Genomic DNA, 21,578 nt, shown 5'->3' on the forward strand with positions numbered 1-21,578 from the left:
ATGAATCATTAAAGGCGGAATGTGGCAAAAATATGGCGTTTTACTCTAGCTGCTTTCAAAGTCGATTTTTTAAGGTATTATCCTTACCTATTATTTATTTTATGAGAGAGTTAAGCATGGCCAGACGAATTGCATTAGTCGAAGATGAAGCTGCAATAAGAGAAAACTATTCGGCATCTTTACGAAAGCAGGGGTATGATGTTTTTGGTTATGCGAGTAAAGCAGAGGCTCTTAAAGCGTTTGAAACGCGTTTACCTGACTTAGCTATTTTAGACGTAGGACTCAAAGATGAGCCAGAAGGGGGGTTCGAACTGTGCCGCTATTTGCGTGCTCAATCTTTAACTTTACCGATTATATTCTTAACGGCTTTAGATAGTGAGTTCGATACAATTTCTGGGTTACGTTTAGGCGCCGATGATTACTTGACTAAAGATATAAGCCTAGCGCAGGTTCTAGTGCGCATATCAGCGTTATTTCGTCGTGTTGACGCGCTTAAAAATAATTTAGATTCTACTGAGGCATTAATAGAAACTGGAGATTTATGTTTAGACTCTAATCGGTTTGTCGCAACCTGGCAGGGGCACACGCTTGATATTACGCTAACCGAATTTTGGATATTACATGCGCTAGCTAAGCGCCCAGGTCATGTCAAAAACAGAGACCAATTAATGGAAGCAGCAAAAGCTGTTGTCGATGACTCTACAGTGACTTCGCATATCAAGCGCTTACGTAAAAAATTTATTGCTATCGATAAATCATTTAATCGTGTTGAAACTGTATACGGAATGGGCTATCGTTGGAAAGTTTAGTCACTCTCTAACAAGAGTTAGCGACTAAATGCTATCTTAATCAAATTAATATGTAACGCCGTCTTGCGGTATTTGAAAAGGTTATAACTTGCATTTGTTTAATCCTTCCCAGTGGTCATTGAAAAGCAAGTTTATTTCTATAAGCTTAATCACTTTGCTAATACCTATTTCTAGTATTTTTCTGTTGCAAGCAGTAGAAAAAGGATTAGTGAATAATTTAAAAAGTAATTTAGAACTGGCAGCAAAACTCTACAGTCTACAGCTAAATCAACACGCCAATTGGTTTGCTACACAAACGCAAGAAAAGCCAGACAATAGTTTGGCAAAAGAATTATTCGTTTTTCCTTTATCTGAAAAAATTAATGTCGACGGCTATTTTGATGAATGGGAATATTATGAGAAATTTAGGTCTAGCTTTTCCTCTAGTCAAGCGCTTCAAGCTTTAAATAATTCGCCGCAAATGGCGAGCAATGAAAAGCTAAGTGTTTTGTTAGGCGCATCGCAGCAGCATTTGTTTGTTTCGCTTGCTGTTACAGATGAACAAATTATTTACAAAGATGCTGTCAATAGTTATGTTGCAGACCAAGTGATGGTCGAATATATAGACAGCAGTGACATTCCTCAGCAAATATTTATTCAACCCAATGGACAAGGGCGTATTCCGGTAAAACGGCTGCAAAATAAACAGCTAAAAATTGATTGGCGTTTTTCTGCTCAGTGGGTAGAAACCCAGCTAGGGTTTCAGTTAGAAATACGCTTTCCATTTAAGTTATCTCCCAAGCAGCTGGGAATATCCTTTTATGATGTCGACCAAAAAAACGCTAATACCTACAAACAATTGTTCACAACTAATCGTTTCGACAGAAATAGTTTAGTTTGGCCAGTTAAAGAGATCGAAGAGTACACCCAAAACTTGTCGATTATTTTAGGGCAGCGCTTATGGGTGCTAGATGCTCAAGGTAGAGTCTTAGCCAGAAAAGGATCTTTACAGTCGCCCCAGAGTCAGTACAACAAATTAGCCGCATGGTTATTTGGTGAACAGTCACAAAACTATGATAAGCGCCAAGACCGATTAAGATTAAACAACCCGTTAATAAGTGCAGCAATTAATTCGCGCACGGCGTCGGCAATTGAAAAATCGTTAGATGGCGATTTTTCGATTGCGGTGGCTGCCACCCCGATTATCAAAGCTGACAAATTGTTAGGGGTCATTTTACTTGAAGAGAATGTGGCGAGAGTGCAGTTTTTACAACAGCAAGCGTTAAGTCGTATGGTTTGGGTTACTTCGGGTTTAATATTAATTGTGCTAATTATTATCTCTTGGTATGTGGGGCGCTTAATTCGGCGTATTAGTCTGTTGCGAAAACAAGTTAAGTCAGTTGCCGATAGTGATGGCAGGATTGCTTCGCCGCCAGAATTAATCTTTGAAAAAGGAGATGAGATTGCCGAACTGTCAAACGCTTTTTACGAAATGGGAAATAAACTGTATGAGTATAATGATTATTTAGAAAAACTGGCATCTCGACTTTCGCATGAGCTTAGAACGCCGATAGCGGTTGTGCGCTCTTCACTAGATAACTTATTACTCCACGATTTACCTGCTGACAATAAGGCCACTATTAAAAGAGCGCTGGTTGGAACTTCTCGGTTAGGCGAAATAATCACCCGAATGCGCCACGCCAGCGGGATAAAAGAAGCCATGCAATCTGCCTGCGTAGAAACAGTCAAGGTTAACCAACTCGTTCAACAGTTAATTGATGGTTACCAAACAACCTTTAAAACGTTTCAATTTGAATATTCGCAACCAAGTGAAAATCTTTTTGCGAACCTATCGGCCGATTTATTTGCCGAAATGCTAGATAAACTTTTAGCCAATGCGATGGACTTTTGTACTCAAGGAAAGCCAATCGTTATTACTTTAGAAAAAAAGTCAGAATGGATTGAATTAGTTGTATTTAATCAGGGGCCGCTAATTGAAAAAAAGAATCGTAAAAAAATCTTTAGCTCACTAGTTTCAATTCGTGGTGAAGATTCAAAAAACGAGGGCAATTTGGGGTTAGGGTTATATGTGGTTAAACTAGTGGCAGAATTTCACAGAGGCAGTGTCACTGTGTCGAACCATACAACTCCGGCGGGAGTGAGCTTTTGTGTTAGAGTTCCACAGGCAAAAGCCTAATCTAATATGCAATGCCTATTTAATTAAATGTATCCTTGATAAATCCGGCTAGGCTTTCACTTGTTTCTAAATGAAAGTCTGCGTGCCAACTGAAGGGATCTTGACCCGACAAATATCCCCAGTTAGCTGTAACGGAGAACATGTTAGCGCGATTAGCTGCAATAATATCTCGCTCGTCATCACCAACATAAACGCATTCTTTGGGAGAAAGGTTTACCGCATTACAAGCCTCAATAAGTGGTTTGGGATGCGGCTTTTTCTCATTGTAAGTATCACCACTAATCACAACACTTGCACTTGCAAGTGATGAAAAGTGTGGAACGAATTGCTGAGTAAGGTAGGCGGGTTTGTTGGTAACGATTCCCCAAGGAATATTTTTTTGATTTAAAATAGCGATAGCTTTGTCGATGCCGTTAAATAATTTGCTTTTTGCGTGAATGTTTTGCTCATAAAAATCTAAAAACATTTGTTTTAAATTTTCAAATTCAGGATCACTTGCTGTCTTATTAAAAGCTAGTTTAATTAATGCGGGCGAGCCGCCAGAAACGAGTGCTCGGGTGGCGCTAAATGGCAAAGGTTCTTTGCCAAACTCTTTTAGCACTAAGTTAATCGCAAGTGAAAGATCAGGCGCAGTGTCTGCTAAAGTGCCATCGAGATCAAAAAATATACCTTGCATAAAGTAACGTCCTTAGGTCGTATAGATTATAGTAAAGCCTATAACCTTCTGTTAATTAGCTTTGTAATTGACTGTGCATAATGTAATTGACGTCGACGCCTGCGCCTAGACGATAAGCTTTAGTTATCGGGTTGTAGTGCATTCCAATTAAATCGTGAGTGGCTAACTTACTATTGCGGCACCAAGTGGTCAGTTCAGATGGCTTTACAAACTTTTGATATTGGTGAGTACCTTTAGGAAGCATTTTCAAAACATATTCTGCTCCAATAATCGCGAACGCATAAGCTTTTACAGTGCGGTTTATAGTTGAAAAAAACACATGCCCATTGGGTTTAACTAACTGTGCGCAAGCCGCCACTACCGATGCGGGTGAAGGTACATGTTCAATCATTTCCATACAAGTGACAATATCAAAACTGTGCGGTTGTTGTAGCGCTAATTCTTCAGCAGTAATTTTTTGGTAGTCAACATTCTGCCCAGATTCTAATTGGTGAAGTTTTGCTACAGAAAGCGGTGCTTCGCCCATATCTATGCCGGTCACTATTGCCCCTTTAGCCGCCATTGAATCAGCTAAAATTCCACCACCACAGCCAACATCGAGTACCTTTTTGCCTTCTAGCCCTGCAGACTTTTGGTGAATGTAGTTTAGTCTAAGAGGGTTTATTTGGTGAAGTGGTTTAAATTCACTTTCTAAATCCCACCATCGAGAAGCTAAATCTGAAAACTTTTTAATTTCAGCAGCGTCAACATTTTGCGATTGTTTCATAGGTATTATTTCCAAATTAATTAGGTTGTCGTTTTTACTGAAATTATCTTTGACTTATTTTTGAATGCCATTGCGCAACGTTGTGCATGATCTGTTGTGTATTTAAAGTGGCAAGTTGGCGATCTTTTAAAAGCTGCTTGCCGTTAACCCATGCATTGGTCACTTGATTTCTACTACTAGAATAAACGATTTGTGAAATTGGGTTGTAGACAGGCATGGTTTCAATCGTGTTAAGATCTATCGCAATAAAGTCAGCGCACTTGCCTGATTCTAAACTTCCAATTTTATCATCTAAACCTAGCGCTTTAGCTCCGCCCATAGTTGCTGCATAAAGTGTTTCATAGGCATTTAATGCGGTTGGATCAAGAAAGTCAACTTTGGCTAACAATGAAGCACTGCGCATTTCATTAATCATATCTAAGTCGTTGTTACTGGCAGCGCCATCGGTACCAATTGCAATATTAACTCCCGCTTGGAGCAGTTGTTTAGTTGGGCAAATGCCACTTGATAATTTCATATTCGATTGAGGGCAGTGAATCACATGAGTACCGGACTCGGCTAGCCACTCTATTTCGCCTTGGTTAAGCTGAGTCATATGTACGGCATTAAGTTGCGGTGACAGTAGTCCAAGATCGCGCATCATCGACATGGGTCGAATTCCGTGATTTTCAATGAATGAGTCAACTTCGTGGGCGGTTTCATGTAAATGGATTTGAACATTTAAGCTGAGCTCATGAGAAAGCATGGCAATTTTTTCTAAGGTGCCTTTAGACACAGTATAAGGCGCATGTGGCGCTAAATTAAAACACAGGGTATTACTGTGCTTAAAGTCATCATAGACATCTAGCCCTTTTTCTATGCAATCTTGGGCGTTTTTCGCCCAGCTAGTTTCAAAGTCCACAATCACCAGACCCAAGTTGCAGCGAATGCCAGACTCATGCACCGCTTTGGCGACTTGATTGGGCATAAAATACATATCTTGAAAGCAGGTGGTGCCAGAGCGTAACATTTCAGCAATGGCGTGTTGACAACCTTCGTAAACAAACGCATCGTCAACAAATTGAGCTTCTACTGGCCAAATTTCATTTTCTAGCCATTCCATTAGCGGTTTATCGTCGGATAAACCTCTTAATAAGTTCATAGCCGCGTGACAATGAGCGTTGACAAAGCCGGGTAATAACACTTGACCGGCTAAATGGGTAAAAGGTAATTCGGGATATTTTTGCTGCGCAAGTTTTGAGTCAAGGATTTCAGAAATTAAATTACCTTTAACTCTGATCGCTTGATGTTGTAAAAACTGGGTTTGCTCGTTCGACGTTGATGAGCTTTGGTTTGAGCCAGAAGGGTTAGCTTCTTGCATTGGAATTAACCAGTCGGCACTAATAATGTACTCTTGCATAATCAAATTGCTCTTTTTAATCGTGATTAGCGTCTTTTATGTTGCGCTCTATTTAGTTGGCTGATATTTTACCCTGAAAACCTATACTCAAAAAGTAATCATTTAAAGTCTGAGTTAATTTATTGAAATTAAGTCGTGATAAAAAACTGGTTAACTTAGGAAATAACAACAAAAGCAAGGAATGTTTATGTCGAGCAAATCGCTTAGAATGCCAATGACCAACGTCTACGCAAGAGGTGGATTTTCAGTCACGGTGAGTTTTGGTAGTGAAAAAGATACCGCTGAACTGGTGCTTGATACTGGAAGCAGTACTTTAGTCGTTTCGAAAGCCGCGTACGAGTCACACCTTGATGCCGAACTAGTTGCAACTTCTTTTGTTCAGTGTATTCGTTACGGTATTGGTGGGTGGTATGGCCCTGTAGTTAAAACCGGTGTCGATATGTTTGCCGCCAATGACAAAATGCTTTTAGACAACGTGAATGTTGCCATTGCAGTCGAAATGACTCAAGGAACTTTTGCTGAGGCCGACGGAATTTTAGGCTTAGCCTTTCATGAACTTAATGATGCTCACGATTTGACAAGTTACTTCCAAACGGTACCACTCGACCCCGCAGTTAGTTATCCTTGGGATGACACTAAAATTGCAAAACAGTCAGCGGGAGATTTTTATAAGTATTTAAAAAATTATCCCAAAGAAGAGCTTAAACCTTATTTTACAAAGCTAGAGGAAGAGGGGATTTCCGCCAATCGGTTTGCAATTCTCGCGCATCGCTCTAGTATCCATCATGCTGAAAATAATTTGTCAAAAGAGCAGCTTAAGCAAGATCCATTAAATCAAGGTTTGTTTATATTAGGTGGTGGCGCAGAAGATAAAGACCTATACCAAGGCGACTTTAAGCGCATTAAAGTTATCGATGATGTCTATTATAACGTTAGGCTATTGAAAGTGAAGGTTGGCGAGTTTGACGCCTTTAACGCACCATTATTAACGGGGCGCGACTTAACTAGGCACCATTCTAATGCGTTTATCGACACAGGGGCATCGGCAATTGTATTAGATAATGTCGTTTATAATTATATTATTGACTGCTTTGAAAAAACTAATCCAAATTTCAAAAATATTTTAGAACCCTTTCTAACTTTCGAAAATAAAGAGAAGGGAATAGATGCCAATCTAGTTAATTTAAACGAGTGGCCAGATATTGAGTTTATTTTTGAAGGCTCGCTAGATAGTCCAGAAAAAGAAGTTAGCTTAATGTGCAAGGCTGAAGATTATTGGCAAGTCAACGCACCTCAACATGGTCAAATTTCATTTAAAATTATTTCTCAGCTACCCGGTTGGCCAGACCAATCTATTTTGGGATTACCCTTAATGGCTGGTTACTTTGTTGTATTTGCACGGTTTGAAAATCAGTTTGGTAGTATGAAATTTGCACAAGCTAAAACCGTAGGCTAAGCATGTTATTTGCTTCTAGCGAACAGCTTCCGCAGCACCCTAAGTATCAATTTTCGGTTATTCAGCCAAACGATTTAACCGACTACATTGACGTTTTTAATTGCCCACTAACCATGCGGTATATCCGGCACCAGTTAAATCATACTGAGCTGACTAAGCTGTTTAATCATATTGTAAACTCTACCACCCAGCTTTATTTTAAGCTGCGCTGTAAGTCAAGTCAGCATTGTATTGGGTTTGTAGGGGCTAGTATTATCGATCAGGCTACTCAAACGGTAGAACTTGGTATTGTAATAAAGCACAGAATATTAGCCAAGGGAGAGGGCCGCCAAATTGGAATTAGCATGGTGAATAATTTGTTTTACCACAAGGGCGTACAACGAATTCATTTTAAGACTAGAACAAATAACCGAGCCGTTATTTTAGCCTGTCGCTCGGTTAATGCTAAACCAATAGCAACGCAACCTAAATCCAATTATGTGGTTTATGGTGTTGACAAGTCCGCTTGGGAATTTAAACCCGTGGCACAAGTACACTAAAATGAACCGGTTAAAATATAACCTAGCGGTAATTTGACCGGATTGAGTTCAAGTAACGAGTATAAATTAAGGATTTTCATTGAGTAATACCACAGCTAAAGGCGAGCTTATTTGTGTCGGAACAGGAATTCAACTGGGAGCGCATATAACACCGGTTGCTAAATCTGCTATTCAAGCCGCAGACACCGTCTTTATGTCGGTCTCAAATCACTTTATGGAAGAGTGGATTAGCCAAATGAATAATGATGTTCGCAATCTGCAAAGCCACTATCAAAAAGGGCTGTCAAGAAACCAAACTTATCGAAAAATGCTCGAAGTTGTTGTGGCTGAAGTAAAGCAAGGCAAAAATGTTTGCTTATGTTTATACGGTCATCCAGGTGTATTCGCGTTGGTTGCTCACAAAGCTATTCAACAACTTAAGCATGAGGGCTACAGCGCAAGCATGGAACCTGGTATTTCAGCAGAAGATTGCTTAATAGCCGACTTAGGGCTAGACCCAGGCAAGCTTGGTTGCCAGCAGTACGAAGCAACTCAGTTTATGATGTATCATCGCCAGATAGATCCCTCGGCGTTGTTAATTTTGTGGCAGATTGGTGTTGCTGGCGATATGAGTTTAGCTAAACGCAATACTAGTCGCCAAGCATTACAAATTTTAATCGACTTATTAGGCCAGCATTACCCATTATCACATCAGGTGATTTTATATGAAGCCAAAACAATATCCTTGGGGAATAATCGCATTCAAAAAATCGCATTAAGTGATTTAGTTAATGCTAAATTGCACGACTACACAACCCTAGTAATCCCCGCATGTAAGGAATTACAAAAGAATCATGCAGTAATTAGCCAGTTACAGGCTATAGCTCACTAATTATTTGATTTGCATCGAGATTCAAGTATTATAACAAGATTGCTAGAACCCTCTAAATTAATAAGTACACTAATAAATAAAAGGACAATAAAATGAATAATTTAATTTCTGCTTTGGAAGAGCTTTCGTGTGTCGCTAATTTCGCCAATAACAATGAGGCGATAGAAAAAACGTTAGCACCTTATAATTTGCCTAGCGAGGTTATTCAAGCCATTATTGCTCGCGATGTGTCCTACTTAGAATCAATATTAGGTAAAAAGCACGAAATTGTTTGTATGCTTGTTCCAGCTAAAGATGACGACGACGAAGATGATAGCAAGCAAGATGATGACAATGAAAAGCCAGCAGAAAGTAGTCACCTAGCTGTCGTTAATTTTTAATTAATATAAGTTTAAACCTTACATGTTAACATTTTTAAAGTGGCTGGCGCTTGCCAGCCTTAGCCTTGCTGCTGCGCTTTTGCAAGCGAACTCGACTGAATTTCAACGTCAATTAGAAGCAGCAGAGTCAATAAAATCATCTAATGCAGCGGAATTTGCTCAACTAATTGGACAACTAGAAGCGCATTTTGATCAGTTCGATATTAATCAAAAATACTACTATTTATATTTAAAGGGCTATTTGCATGCTTTGGGTGGTAAAGTAGACGACGCAGAGAAAAATTACTTACATGTATTTAACAATTCGCACAATGTGTCACTAAAGTATCGAACGGCTTTCTCCTTGGTTAATTTATTCGCTTTTAAAAGAGAGTGGAAGAAAGGACTCGACTTTATTCAATTTATCGAAGCCAATAGAAACGCAATCTACGATTTAGGCATTAAACATCAAGGACTAATTGCAGCCGCTATTTTTTATGACCAAATTGAATATCATGCGGTAACCATTCGCTATCTTTCTCAAGTATTAAGTGAAGGCACAAATCAAAGAAACCTTTGTTTAGCCAAAGGTATGTCACTAAAATCAAAGCGACTGCTCGGTGAAGAGTTGAATTACGCTTTGGAGTTATCAAACGCAATAGAAATATGCGAAAAAGCCAAAGAGCATTTGCTCGCTAATGTAATTCGCTCTGACTTAGCAAGCTATTATGTCAAAGAACAGCGCACAGAAGACGCACTAAACTTGCTAACAAGTATTAAAGAGCCGGTTGAAAAAAGTCAGTATCAATTTCTTATCTTAGAAGTTTACTCGCTATTAGCGCGTGCTTATTGGTTGTCTAATAATTTTGATAAAGCCAATGAGATGGCACAAACTACGGTTAATTTAGGTAAAAATGTAGAGCAAACTAAACGCATTGCTGAGTCCTATCATGTACTTTATCAGGTAGCTTTAAAAGCGGGAGAGTTAAAGCGGGCTATTGAATATTTAAAAGCCTATTTTGATGCGGAGAAAAAGCACTTTCAAGAAATTAATGGTCGGCAACTTGCTATTGAATCTGCAAAACGCCAGTCGGCAGAAAAAGATGCAAAAATTAGTTCCTTAAATAAAGTGAATCACATTTTGCAGCTAGAAAAAGATCTAGCGCAAGAGTCTGCAACTTATAATCGTTGGATAATTATTTTATTACTATTTAGCTTAACCGTTTTAACATTGTGGGTAGTGCATGTAAAACGCTCACAGCAAAAACTAAAGTACTTGGCTGAATATGACAGCCTTACTCAAATCAGCAACCGAGCTTACTTTACTCAAAGCGCCGAAACAATGCTAAGTTACTATGCGCGCTTTGAACGCAAAGCCAGTATTATATTGTTTGACTTAGATAAGTTTAAAAAGATTAATGATAATCATGGTCACCCCGTTGGTGATAAAGTTTTAAAGCTGACTGCTTTGGCGTGTAAAGAGTGCGTTAGAAAAGTGGATATTTTTGGCCGCGTTGGCGGCGAAGAGTTTGCTATTTTATTACCTGGTTGCGAGCCAGAACAAGCCTTAAGAATTGCCGAAGAATGTCGCCTTAAAATAAGCGAAATAGACGTAACACCTTTAGGGCTAGATGATCCAATTACGGCAAGCTTTGGCGTCGCTGATAGCCAATCGAGTGGTTATTTGTTAAAAGATCTTATAGCGCACGCAGACGAAGCCATGTACTTAGCTAAGCGACGCGGTAGAAACCAAGTCGTTAGTTATAAGCCGATTTAACCAAACTGACTTTAGCCAGTCGCTGCGGCATTCATTCACTCGGTTGAGTGGCTGTGCAGCGATTGTAGCGTTTATCCGGTGTATGCCTGATAAGTCCAACTAATAAGCTAAATCCAAATAAAAAGCGGTTTTAGGCTAAAGTTCTCAAGCTGCTACATTGCAGTATTGTCATTCTTAATTAAAAATCTCAACACTAAATTAAACACTTCAACACTAAATTAAAAACTTCAACTTAGCAGCGTGAAGTTTGCCTCGGCTTTGCGCAAGCGCTAGTTTATGGTTTCGCTCAAGATTGAAATTAAGTAAAGGTAGACTTTATACCTGTAGAATTGACAAAGTTAGCGACCGGACCACCAGTTTTAAGAATTGCTCTCAACACAGCTAAAGGGACCAATTCTTAAATCAATAGGCAGTCTTACTATAGGCTGACTTTAAGTTTGAATTGGATTCTAAGCTTGAATTGGATTTTAAGTGTGAACTTAGAATTGAGTACAAAATGCTCAGTCAAATTAAACCGAGTTGGCTAATAAATAAACAGATGATGACTTTAAGCAATTTGCTTTGTTTCCAATCGAATAATTAGCAAATTATCTAGTCATTTTTAGTCCAACTTGTGGTACACTTGCCTGCTTTATACCGCTTGAGTTCAAGCAAGTTTGTTTAGCCAGACATATTAATAATAATATCGCTGAGTTTTTAACGAAATTCGTTAAAAATCAATAATATAAGGAACGATGGTCATTTATGGGTGAGTTTGCAAAAGAAGTCCTTCCAATCAACATTGAAGATGAACTTAAAGTCTCTTATTTAGATTACGCAATGAGCGTTATAGTCGGTCGAGCGTTACCCGATGTTCGAGACGGACTAAAGCCCGTTCACCGCCGCGTATTATACGCAATGAATGAGCTAGGCAATGACTTTAATAAGCCCTATAAAAAGTCTGCTCGTGTGGTCGGTGACGTAATCGGTAAATACCACCCGCATGGTGATACCGCGGTGTACGATACGATTGTACGTATGGCGCAACCATTTTCTCTACGTTATATGCTGGTTGATGGCCAAGGTAACTTCGGCTCTGTCGACGGTGATTCTCCAGCGGCGATGCGTTATACCGAAGTCCGAATGGACAAACTGGCTCACCAGTTATTATCTGATTTAGATAAAGAGACAGTAGATTGGGCCGAAAACTACGATGGTAGTGAATCGGAGCCTACGGTATTACCTACACGTGTACCTAATTTACTTGTTAATGGCTCTGCGGGTATTGCTGTTGGTATGGCGACCAATATTGCGCCACATAACCTCAATGAAGTGATTGACGCTTGTTTAGCGGTTATGGACACTCCAGATATTGACGTCGCTGGTTTAATGGAACATATTCCTGGGCCAGATTTTCCAACGCAAGGCATCATTAATGGTAGAGCAGGGATTGTTCAAGCTTACACGACTGGTCGGGGGCGTATTTATATTCGAGCCAGACACCATATTGAAACAGACGAGAAAAACGGCAAAGAAAGCATTGTTGTTACCGAATTACCCTATCAAGTTAATAAAGCGCGACTAATTGAAAAAATTGCCGAGCTAGTTAAAGATAAAAAGATCGATGGAATCACAGGACTCCGTGATGAGTCAGACAAAGACGGTATGCGAATGGTGATAGAGCTTCGTCGGGGTGAAAACTCTGAAGTCATCATGAATAACCTTTACTCACAGTCACAAATGCAAACTGTTTTTGGCATTAATATGGTTGCGCTAGAAAACAACCAGCCTAAGTTATTCAATTTAAAAGAAATGCTAGAGGCGTTTATTCGCCACCGCCGCGAAGTTGTGACGAGACGAACTATTTTTGACTTGCGCAAGGCTCGCGAAAAAGCGCACGTTTTAGAAGGTTTAGCATTAGCTTTAGCCAACATAGATGAAATAATCGAATTAATTAAGAAAGCGGCTAACCCTGCTGAAGCTAAGACGCAGTTAATGGCTAAAGGCTGGGCTGCGGGTGAAGTTTTAGAAATGTTAGATCGAGCCGGCGCTGACGCTTGTCGTCCGGATGATTTAGAACCACAGTTTGGCATGGTAGATAATTTATACCATTTATCGCCAGCGCAAGCGCAAGCGATTTTGGATCTAAGACTCCATAAATTAACTGGCCTAGAACATGAAAAAATTATTTCGGACTACCGCGATTTAATCGCTTTAATTGCCGAATTGTTAGCTATTTTAGCTAGCACAGAAAGACTAATGGAAGTGATAAGAGAAGAGCTGGTAGAGGTAAAAGAAGCTTTCGGTGATGAGCGTAGAACAGAAATAACCAATAGTTCTGCAGACTTATTAATGGAAGACTTAATTCCAGAAGAAGACGTGGTCGTTACTTTATCTCATGAAGGCTATGTTAAATATCAGCCTTTAAATATGTATGAAGCACAACGTCGTGGTGGTAAGGGTAAATCGGCCACTAAAATGAAAGACGAAGACTTTATTGCTAAGTTATTGGTTGTTTCTACTCACGCGACTATTTTATGTTTCTCTAGTGCCGGAAAAGTTTATTGGTTAAGAACTTTCGAGCTTCCTTTGGCAAGTCGCGGCTCACGCGGTAAACCCATTGTAAACATTTTGCCACTCGCAGACGATGAGCGTATTACTAGTATCTTACAAGTAAAAGATTACTCTCCAGAGCTCTTTGTGTTTATGGCAACTGCAAGTGGAACGGTTAAGAAAACCTCTTTAGAGCAATTCTCTAGACCACGCTCTAACGGAATCATTGCATTACGATTAGATGAAGGCGATGAGTTAATTGGTACTGTTATTACCGGTGGTGAAGATCACTTAATGTTATTTAGTGATGCCGGAAAAGTAATTCGATTCCATGAAGAAAACGTTAGAGAAATGGGACGAACTGCTCGCGGGGTTCGTGGTATGCGGATTGCCGAAGACCAAAAAGTGATTGCTCTGGTTCGAGCCGACGAAAATAGTCAAATTCTTACCGTAACTGAAAATGGCTATGGTAAACGTACTGAGATGAACGAGCATCCGTTACGAGGTCGTGGTGGTCAAGGTGTTATCTCAATAACATCGAGTGAAAGAAACGGCAAAGCGATTAGTGCGGTGAGAGTGACTGACGGTGACGAAATCATGCTGATCAGTAAAGGTGGTACTTTAGTTCGTACTCGCGTCGATGAAATTAGAATTATGGGCCGAAATACGCAAGGTGTAAGGCTTATTCGCTTACAAGAAGATGAAAAACTGGTTGGTTTACAACGTATAGATGAGCTAGAAACTGACGAAGAAGAGTCTGAAAACAGCGCTGCCGAGGCTCAAACAGAAGCAGAAGCTAAGCCTGAAACAAATGACGCGGTTGATAACAAGGAAAGCGACTCAAACGATGAGTGAAACGACTTTTAACTTTTGTGCGGGGCCAGCGGCCTTGCCAAAAGCGGTCATGCAACAAGCTCATGCCGAGTTTTTAGATTGGCGCGGTATGGGTGTTTCGGTCATGGAAATAAGTCACCGAAGCGCGCAATATCAAGGGCTTGCTGAAAAAGCCGAGTCAGATTTAAGGAAGCTACTCGGTGTTTCAGATGAGTATGCGGTGCTGTTTTTACATGGTGGCGCGTCTCATCAGTTTGCAAATATCCCGATGAGTTTACTGCAAGAAAATGACGTAGCTGAGTACCTATGTAACGGTATTTGGTCAAATAAAGCGGCTAAAGAAGCGGCCAGATTTGGTTCGGTTAAAGCCTTAAATGTCGTTACTCAAAATAGCGCTAACTTACAAGAAATTACTCCCAGCGAATCTTGGCAACGAGTAGAAAACCCCAAGTACACCCACTACACACCCAACGAGACAATTGAAGGGCACCGCTTTTCCGAAGTAATTCAAAGCTCAGGTGCAATTGTCGCTGATATGTCATCTTGCATTTTATCCGAAGTTATCAATATTAATGACTTTGACTTAATTTATGCAGGGGCTCAGAAAAATATTGGCCCGGCTGGCATGACTATTGTCATTGTGAAGCGCGATTTATTTAATCAGATGAACTTTTCGCGCTTACCTAAAATTTACAATTATCAAGCGCAAGCGAACAACGGTTCTATGGTGAACACACCGCCAACTTATGCTTGGTACCTGTCGAGCTTAGTTTTCGAGTGGCTACTATCGCAGGGTGGTGTGGCTGCCATGGAAGCACTTGCCATTGATAAAGCCGCACTTTTGTATTCGTGTATTGATAGCGATGATTTTTACGCTAATCCAGTGGCAATAAAAAACCGCTCTCGAATGAATATCCCCTTTACCTTAAAAAACACTCAGCTAGACAGTCTGTTTTTAGAATTAGCCGAAAAAGAACGTTTAGTCGGACTGCAAGGTCATCGTAGTGTTGGTGGTATGCGTGCTAGCCTGTATAACTCAATGCCTTTAGCCGGTGTGCAAGCGTTGGTCGACTTTATGCAAGAATTTAAGCGTCAACACGGTTAATTTATCCGTTTAGTTTTAAATTAAGGTTCATTAAATCATGTCTCAAACGCAAAATATAATTACGGTTGACGGACCTTCTGGCTCGGGTAAAGGTACTATCAGTCAAATGCTAGCTGAGCATTTAGGCTGGCATATTTTAGACAGCGGTGCGCTTTATCGCGTATTGGGTATTGCTGTAAAGCGGCATGCTATTGATATTAATAATCATCAAGACGTTGCTCAATTGGCACGTAACATGGATGTGCACTTTGAAAGCAACCCTAAAACCAACGAAGTAGAGCCCATTTTAGAAGGCGAAAACCTCGCCAAGTTGGTTAGAACGGACGAAGCAGGGCAGGCAGCTTCTCAAGTTGCAATTATTCCAGAAGTGCGAGAAGCGCTACTTCAGCGCCAAAAAGACTTTTATTCAATGCCCGGGTTAATCGCCGACGGCCGCGATATGGGAACGGTCGTTTTCCCTCATGCGCCAGTCAAAATTTTTCTTACTGCAAGTCCTGAATGCCGTGCAGAGAGACGCTATAAACAGTTGATAAATAAAGGTGTAAGTGCTAATATGCGCGCGCTTTTAGACAGCATTAAAGAACGCGATGAGCGTGACCGGAATCGCCCCGTGGCTCCATTGGTACCTGCGGAGGGCGCTTTTGTCGTTGATAGCTCAAATTTGAGTTTGTCAGAAGTAATGACTCAAGTTCTTGATTTTGCATCAAAAAGCCTGCCTATTGCTAAATAATTAGCCGTTTTTATAGGCTAATTAAAAGTAGTAGGATGTGGCGTTTTCTGTTGGTTTAGAAAATTCCCCAAACAAGAATATTTTGAATTAACTAATTGGTTTTAGAGATTAGTTGGTTCTATTTAAAAACTATTTAAAGCATTTTTTGGACTGCTAACGGATTAGTCGGTCTTTTATTAATAATCCCGGACTAACTGGATGTTATTCGGAGTTTGAAACTAAGTGTATTTTATACACGATTTTAGGTATCTAAAGATGAGCGAGAATTTCGCAGAACTATTTGAACAGAGTTTAAATGAACTCGAAATGCGTCCTGGTGCAATTGTTAAAGGCACTGTGGTTGCAATTGATAATGAAACAGTTGTGGTAAACGCTGGTTTAAAATCTGAAGGTGTTATTCCACTTTCACAATTTTTAAATGAGCAAGGTGAAGTTGAAGTAAACGTAGGTGACGAAATTGACGTTGCATTAGATGCAATTGAAGATGGTTACGGTGCGACTCAATTATCACGTGAAAAAGCGAAGCGATTTGAAACTTGGTTAGAGCTTGAGAAAGCTTGTGAAGCTAACGAAACTGTTATTGGTATGATTACTGGTAAAGTTAAAGGTGGTTTCACGGTTGAAGTTAAGAACGTTCGTGCATTCTTACCTGGTTCATTAGTAGATGTACGTCCAATTCGCGACACAACTCATCTTGAAGGTAAAGACCTAGAATTTAAAGTTATCAAGCTCGACCAAAAGCGTAACAACGTTGTTGTTTCACGTCGTAGCGTTATTGAAGCTGAAAGTTCAGCAGAAAGAGACGAGTTATTAGCTCGCTTAGAAGAAGGCGCACAAGTTAAAGGTATCGTTAAGAACCTAACTGATTACGGTGCTTTCGTTGATTTAGGTGGTGTAGACGGTCTATTACATATCACAGATATGGCGTGGAAACGTGTTAAGCATCCATCTGAAGTTGTTCAAGTTGGCGACGAAATTGATGTTAAAGTCCTTAAGTATGACCGTGAGCGTTCACGTGTATCATTAGGCATGAAGCAATTAGGCGAAGATCCATGGGCAGACTTAAATCGTCGTTACCCAGAAGGCGCGCGTTTGTTTGGCCGTGTTACTAACTTAACTGACTACGGTTGTTTTGTTGAAATCGAAGAAGGCGTTGAAGGTCTTGTTCACGTTTCTGAAATGGATTGGACAAACAAAAATATTCACCCAAGCAAAGTTGTTAACTTAGGTGACGAAGTTGAAGTAATGGTACTTGATATCGACGAAGAACGTCGTCGTATTTCGCTTGGTCTTAAGCAATGTGTACCTAATCCTTGGACTGAGTTTGCGGGTAAATTCAACAAAAATGACCGTGTTACTGGTAAGATCAAATCAATCACTGATTTCGGTATCTTCATTGGTTTAGACGGTGGTATTGACGGTCTAGTTCACTTATCGGATATTTCTTGGAGCGCAACTGGTGAAGAAGCAGTTCGTGACTTTAATAAAGGTGACGAAGTAGAAGCGGTAGTACTTTCTGTTGATGCTGAAAGAGAGCGTATTTCTTTAGGTATTAAGCAAATCGACTCTGACCCATTTGCACAGTTCTTAGCGGATAACGCAAAAGGAACTATGGTTAAAGGTAAAGCAATTGAAGTTGACGCTCGTGGCGTTAAAGTTGCTTTAGCTGACAGTGTAGAAGGTTACTTACGTGCTGCAGAAATCAGCGACGAACGTGTAGACGATGCGACTAAGTTCTTTGCAGAAGGCGATGAAGTAGAAGCTAAGTTTACTGCTGTAGATAAAAAGAACCGCGTAATCACATTGTCGATTAAAGCGAAAAACAAGCAAGAAGAAGCAGACGCTATTGCTGAATTCAGCAAAGATGGCGAAGAAGCTGCTCCAGCAACGCTTGGTGATCTATTAAAAGAGCAAATGGATCGCGATTAATTACTTATAGTAATTAGTAAAAAATGCCCATAATCTATTGATTTTGGGCATTTTTTTTTGCTTTTTGTAAATAAATTGTCTATTGTAGAAAGTAATCCAAACGTCACGAAAAGTAACAAAGGAATGGGTTATAATGACTAAATCCGAACTCATTGAAAGATTAGCAGCTAGGCAAACACAACTTTCGCTAAAAGATGTAGAGTTAGTGGTTAAAAATATTTTAGAACATATGGCTCAATCACTCGCTAAGGGTGAGAGAATTGAAATTAGAGGCTTTGGTAGCTTTTCACTTCATTATCGCGCTCCTAGAGTAGGAAGAAACCCTAAAACAGGTCAATCTGTTCAACTTGAAGGCAAATATGTTCCTCATTTTAAGCCGGGTAAAGAGCTAAGAGATCGCGTTAACGACGGAATTGAAAAGAGTTAAACCTAAGTCACTAGAATCATATAAAAGCATATCTTGGATATGCTTTTTTTTTGCAGTCAAAAATTAAAATGTAGGTCGACCCGGTAGAATGAGATAGGCTAAAATAGCTTGGTTAAAAAATTGAGGCAGAATTTTGAAAAATTTCATCATTATTATCATCGCTTTAATACTATTTATAGTATCTGCTCTGTTTTTTGCTCAAAATGATGGCTTAGTAACTATTAACTATATATACAGTCAAGTTGAGTGGCAGTTAAACTGGGTAATGGTGTTATGCTTATTATTAGGGTTTCTAGTCGGTATAGGTGCGCTGGTTGGCGGTGTATTAAAAACTAAATTGCAGCTAAAGCAAGCCAACAATAAGTTGAGAAAACTCGAAAGCGAACTCAATAGTTTGAGGGCGCTTCCAATTAAGGACGATTACTAAAGGATTTTAATCTCACTCATATGTTCGAAATAGTCATAGTTATTGCGCTGTTGCTACCAGTGGCCTGGGTTTTAGGTTATTTCTCTGGTAAAAAGCGCTCGTCTAAAAAGTCAAAATCTAACCAGTCTGGCTTTTCTAAAAAGTACTTTATTGGGCTTAATTACCTATTAAATGAAGAGTCAGATAAAGCAATTGATGCTTTTATTAGCATGCTAGAAATCGATTCAGAAACGGTAGAAACTCATTTGGCGCTAGGCAATTTATTCCGTAAGCGCGGCGAAGTAGACCGAGCTATTCGGATCCATCAAAATTTAATAGCGCGGCCGTCACTGACCAATAGTCACCGAAAAATGTCGCTGTTAGAACTAGGCTATGACTATATGGCTGCTGGGCTACTCGATAGAGCAGAAAATATTTTTAAAGAGTTAGTGCTAGACTCATCTCACAAGCAAAAGAGTCTTAAGCAATTGTTAGTCATTTATCAACAAACTAAAGACTGGAGCAAAGCAATTGCAGTGGCAGAGAAAATTCAAGTTGACGCGCGCTCTAATTTAAACACAGAAATTGCCCATTTTTACTGCGAATTAGCCGAAAACATGCTGTTTGTAGAGCGCCAGCCCAAAACTGCAACTAGCTACGTAAAAAAAGCATTAGCGGCAGACTCTAGTAGCGCCCGAGCGATGCTTATTAACGGCGAAATTTTGTATAGTTTAGGAAAGTATAAACAAGCGATAAAAAACTACCGTGAACTGGTTAAAACTGATCTTGAAATATTGCCAGAAGCAATTTTAAAAATTGAGATTTGCTTTAAGCACCTTAATGATCCCAAAGGCTTTGCTATCTTTCTTCAAAATGCTATCGAGCAAGGCGCAGGTATATCTTGTATTTTAGCTTATTCGGAGCAGATTAAGTTAGCGAAAGGAGATAGAGCCGCAGCCGAGTATATCGCCATGCAAATGGCGACTCATCCGTCACTAAAAGGCTTGTTAAGCTTAATTGAGCTGCACTTAGTCCACGCGAGTGAAAGTGCTAAGCCATCGTTACAAATGCTTCATCAAGTTGTAAACAAGCTGTTAGACAATAAGCCTGTCTACCATTGTGGTAGCTGCGGTTTTGATGCAAAGACTTTATTTTGGCAGTGTCCTAGTTGTAAAAACTGGGGAAGTGTAAAGCCGATTCAAGGCATAGAAGGGGAATAGGCCGGTGAGTATGAATAATGATAACGACTCTAAGGTTATCGTCGCGTTAGATTTTGATAATTTAAAAGCCGCTAAGTCTTTAGTTGCAAAGCTCGATCCCACGATGTGCAAGTTAAAAGTAGGCAAAGAAATGTTTACCTTGTTTGGTCCAGACTGGGTAAAGTACTTAGTCAGCGGTGATTTTAAGGTTTTTTTAGATCTTAAGTTTCACGATATACCTAACACCGTAACCAAAGCATGTTTGGCAGCTGCCGAATTAGGTGTTTGGATGGTAAACTTACATGCTAGTGGTGGCGAAAAAATGATGAGCCAAGCAATGCAAGGCTTAGAGTCTTTTGGTCAAGACAGACCTTTGTTAACTGCAGTGACGGTGTTGACAAGTATGGACCAAATGCAGTTTGACGGCATTGGCTACCAGCGTTCGATAGACGCGCAAGTAACCCATTTAGCAGCGTTAGCCCATCAGTCAGGATTAGACGGAGTAGTTTGCTCTGCGCTAGAAGCTAAGTCAGTAAAAGCAAACACCAATCAAGAGTTTTTAACGGTCACTCCTGGCATCAGGCCTTTAGGTAGTGAGCAAGGTGATCAATCAAGAATAATGACACCTGAAAAAGCTACCGCCAATGGGGCAGATTATCTTGTTATTGGTCGGCCTATCACGCAATCGGCCGATCCGCTCAAAACCTTGTGCGATATCTCTGAAAGTTTAACGGCTCACTAGAAAATTATTCTAAATTGAGTTAGATTATGACTGTTAACCTATTGCAGGTAAGTTATATCTGGTTGAAATAACACGACCAGTTGCACCTAAAGATGCGTATGGAAACACCATTTAGCCTAAGGAGAGGCACTATGAAAATGAATACTTTTAAGTTCGCTGTCTTATTAATTGCTGTTTTAGTGAGCAATGTCTTTTCTCAAATTTCGCTGGCTAAATCCAGTATCCATAAAATAAACTCACACCAATCATTTGAAGACTCTCTTAAAGTAAACCTAAATACCGCAGGTGCAGAGCAAATTGCAGAAGCTTTAACCGGCGTTGGTATTAAAAAAGCGCAAGCGATTGTCGCTTTTAGAAATCAGTTTGGAGAATTTAAAAGTATTGAAGAGTTAGCCTCTGTTAAAGGTATTGGGGTGTTAACGGTAGTAAGAAACGAGTCGCGAATTTTATTAAATTAAATTAAATTAACTGAAATTAAATTAACTGAAATTTTTAAACTCGTTATATCAATGCGTAATGCTAATGTTACCTAAGCATTACGCGCATATCCTATCAAAATTTATTTAAGCGCTATCGAAATAAACAGGCGTATTTAGCTGCTTTATTTTCGGTGTATTGAACGAAAATTCTCTCTTAGTGATATCTCATTTAAAAGTGAGTGAGACTATCTCATCAAAATTTAAAACATTATTTTGTTCTTATTTATTTTCGAAATTAATTAGCTTAGCCTTTGTGTTGCAGTGAATTACGTGACTGAATTGCGTCGCTGTGAAAGCACTGTTGCGATTAATGCATCGATTAAATTATTGATAAAGGCTTAATCTACTCTCGATTGCTTTGGCTGCT

The 21,578-nt window shown here is 39.7% G+C and carries 19 protein-coding genes; 16 read left to right on the forward strand and 3 right to left on the reverse strand.

What is annotated here, in order from left to right; translation table 11 throughout:
- Positions 1-116 precede the first annotated feature (116 nt).
- Complete coding sequence (gene pdsR / locus ACUR5C_RS07105; protein WP_454467658.1) at positions 117-809, forward strand: proteobacterial dedicated sortase system response regulator; 693 nt, start codon at positions 117-119, stop codon at positions 807-809.
- Between the two features lie 94 nt (positions 810-903).
- On the forward strand, positions 904-2,985 hold the full coding sequence (locus tag ACUR5C_RS07110) for an ATP-binding protein (RefSeq protein ID WP_454467659.1): 2,082 nt from the start codon (positions 904-906) through the stop codon (positions 2,983-2,985).
- A gap of 19 nt (positions 2,986-3,004) precedes the next feature.
- On the opposite strand, the gene ACUR5C_RS07115 is transcribed toward ACUR5C_RS07110, so the two are convergent.
- The 3 genes from ACUR5C_RS07115 to ACUR5C_RS07125 are packed head-to-tail and all read right to left on the reverse strand — an operon-like array spanning position 3,005 to position 5,826.
- Positions 3,005-3,661, reverse strand: coding sequence for an HAD family hydrolase (locus tag ACUR5C_RS07115; protein ID WP_454467660.1), 657 nt, complete (start codon positions 3,659-3,661; stop codon positions 3,005-3,007).
- 55 nt (positions 3,662-3,716) lie between these two features.
- Complete coding sequence (gene ubiG, locus ACUR5C_RS07120; RefSeq protein WP_454467661.1) at positions 3,717-4,427, reverse strand: bifunctional 2-polyprenyl-6-hydroxyphenol methylase/3-demethylubiquinol 3-O-methyltransferase UbiG; 711 nt, start codon at positions 4,425-4,427, stop codon at positions 3,717-3,719.
- A 43-nt stretch (positions 4,428-4,470) separates the two neighbouring features.
- The gene (locus tag ACUR5C_RS07125) at positions 4,471-5,826 is read right to left on the reverse strand and encodes a TRZ/ATZ family hydrolase (protein WP_454467662.1); all 1,356 of its coding nucleotides are present in this window, start codon (positions 5,824-5,826) and stop codon (positions 4,471-4,473) included.
- Positions 5,827-6,013: 187 nt separating this feature from the next.
- Here ACUR5C_RS07125 and ACUR5C_RS07130 point away from each other — a divergent pair, with 187 nt between their 5' ends.
- The 14 genes from ACUR5C_RS07130 to ACUR5C_RS07195 all read left to right on the forward strand — a co-directional run bounded on the left by ACUR5C_RS07130 (position 6,014) and on the right by ACUR5C_RS07195 (position 21,190).
- Positions 6,014-7,282 carry a pepsin-like aspartic protease gene (locus ACUR5C_RS07130; protein WP_454467663.1) on the forward strand — a complete coding sequence of 423 codons (1,269 nt, stop codon included), beginning with the start codon at positions 6,014-6,016 and terminating at the stop codon, positions 7,280-7,282.
- Positions 7,283-7,284: 2 nt separating this feature from the next.
- Entirely contained in the window at positions 7,285-7,821 is a 537-nt protein-coding gene (locus ACUR5C_RS07135) for a GNAT family N-acetyltransferase (RefSeq protein WP_454467664.1), read from the forward strand.
- Between the two features lie 79 nt (positions 7,822-7,900).
- Positions 7,901-8,692 (forward strand): SAM-dependent methyltransferase, encoded by a 792-nt coding sequence (locus ACUR5C_RS07140; RefSeq protein ID WP_454467665.1) that lies wholly within the window; start codon positions 7,901-7,903, stop codon positions 8,690-8,692.
- Positions 8,693-8,784: 92 nt separating this feature from the next.
- Positions 8,785-9,072: a hypothetical protein gene (locus tag ACUR5C_RS07145; RefSeq protein WP_454467666.1), complete on the forward strand. Its 288-nt coding sequence runs from the start codon at positions 8,785-8,787 to the stop codon at positions 9,070-9,072.
- A 22-nt stretch (positions 9,073-9,094) separates the two neighbouring features.
- Positions 9,095-10,828, forward strand: a complete 1,734-nt coding sequence (locus ACUR5C_RS07150; protein ID WP_454467667.1) for a GGDEF domain-containing protein — start codon at positions 9,095-9,097, stop codon at positions 10,826-10,828.
- Between the two features lie 744 nt (positions 10,829-11,572).
- The gene (gyrA, locus tag ACUR5C_RS07155; RefSeq protein ID WP_454467668.1) at positions 11,573-14,215 is read left to right on the forward strand and encodes a DNA gyrase subunit A; all 2,643 of its coding nucleotides are present in this window, start codon (positions 11,573-11,575) and stop codon (positions 14,213-14,215) included.
- Positions 14,208-15,299, forward strand: coding sequence for a 3-phosphoserine/phosphohydroxythreonine transaminase (gene serC / locus ACUR5C_RS07160; RefSeq protein ID WP_454467669.1), 1,092 nt, complete (start codon positions 14,208-14,210; stop codon positions 15,297-15,299). The genes gyrA and serC overlap by 8 nt, the downstream gene beginning before the upstream one ends.
- Before the next feature lie 37 nt (positions 15,300-15,336).
- Positions 15,337-16,029, forward strand: coding sequence for a (d)CMP kinase (cmk, locus tag ACUR5C_RS07165; RefSeq protein ID WP_454467670.1), 693 nt, complete (start codon positions 15,337-15,339; stop codon positions 16,027-16,029).
- 255 nt (positions 16,030-16,284) lie between these two features.
- Positions 16,285-17,958 carry a 30S ribosomal protein S1 gene (gene rpsA, locus ACUR5C_RS07170; RefSeq protein ID WP_454467671.1) on the forward strand — a complete coding sequence of 558 codons (1,674 nt, stop codon included), beginning with the start codon at positions 16,285-16,287 and terminating at the stop codon, positions 17,956-17,958.
- 133 nt (positions 17,959-18,091) lie between these two features.
- Entirely contained in the window at positions 18,092-18,385 is a 294-nt protein-coding gene (gene ihfB / locus ACUR5C_RS07175; RefSeq protein WP_454467672.1) for an integration host factor subunit beta, read from the forward strand.
- Positions 18,386-18,518: 133 nt separating this feature from the next.
- Positions 18,519-18,812, forward strand: coding sequence for a lipopolysaccharide assembly protein LapA domain-containing protein (locus ACUR5C_RS07180; RefSeq protein WP_454467673.1), 294 nt, complete (start codon positions 18,519-18,521; stop codon positions 18,810-18,812).
- A 20-nt stretch (positions 18,813-18,832) separates the two neighbouring features.
- Entirely contained in the window at positions 18,833-20,011 is a 1,179-nt protein-coding gene (gene lapB, locus ACUR5C_RS07185; RefSeq protein WP_454467674.1) for a lipopolysaccharide assembly protein LapB, read from the forward strand.
- 10 nt (positions 20,012-20,021) lie between these two features.
- Positions 20,022-20,732, forward strand: coding sequence for an orotidine-5'-phosphate decarboxylase (pyrF, locus tag ACUR5C_RS07190; RefSeq protein WP_454467675.1), 711 nt, complete (start codon positions 20,022-20,024; stop codon positions 20,730-20,732).
- A 131-nt stretch (positions 20,733-20,863) separates the two neighbouring features.
- Positions 20,864-21,190 carry a ComEA family DNA-binding protein gene (locus tag ACUR5C_RS07195; RefSeq protein ID WP_454467676.1) on the forward strand — a complete coding sequence of 109 codons (327 nt, stop codon included), beginning with the start codon at positions 20,864-20,866 and terminating at the stop codon, positions 21,188-21,190.
- The last annotated feature ends 388 nt before the right edge of the window (positions 21,191-21,578 follow it).

The sequence above is a fragment of the Aliikangiella aequoris genome (assembly GCF_053709105.1).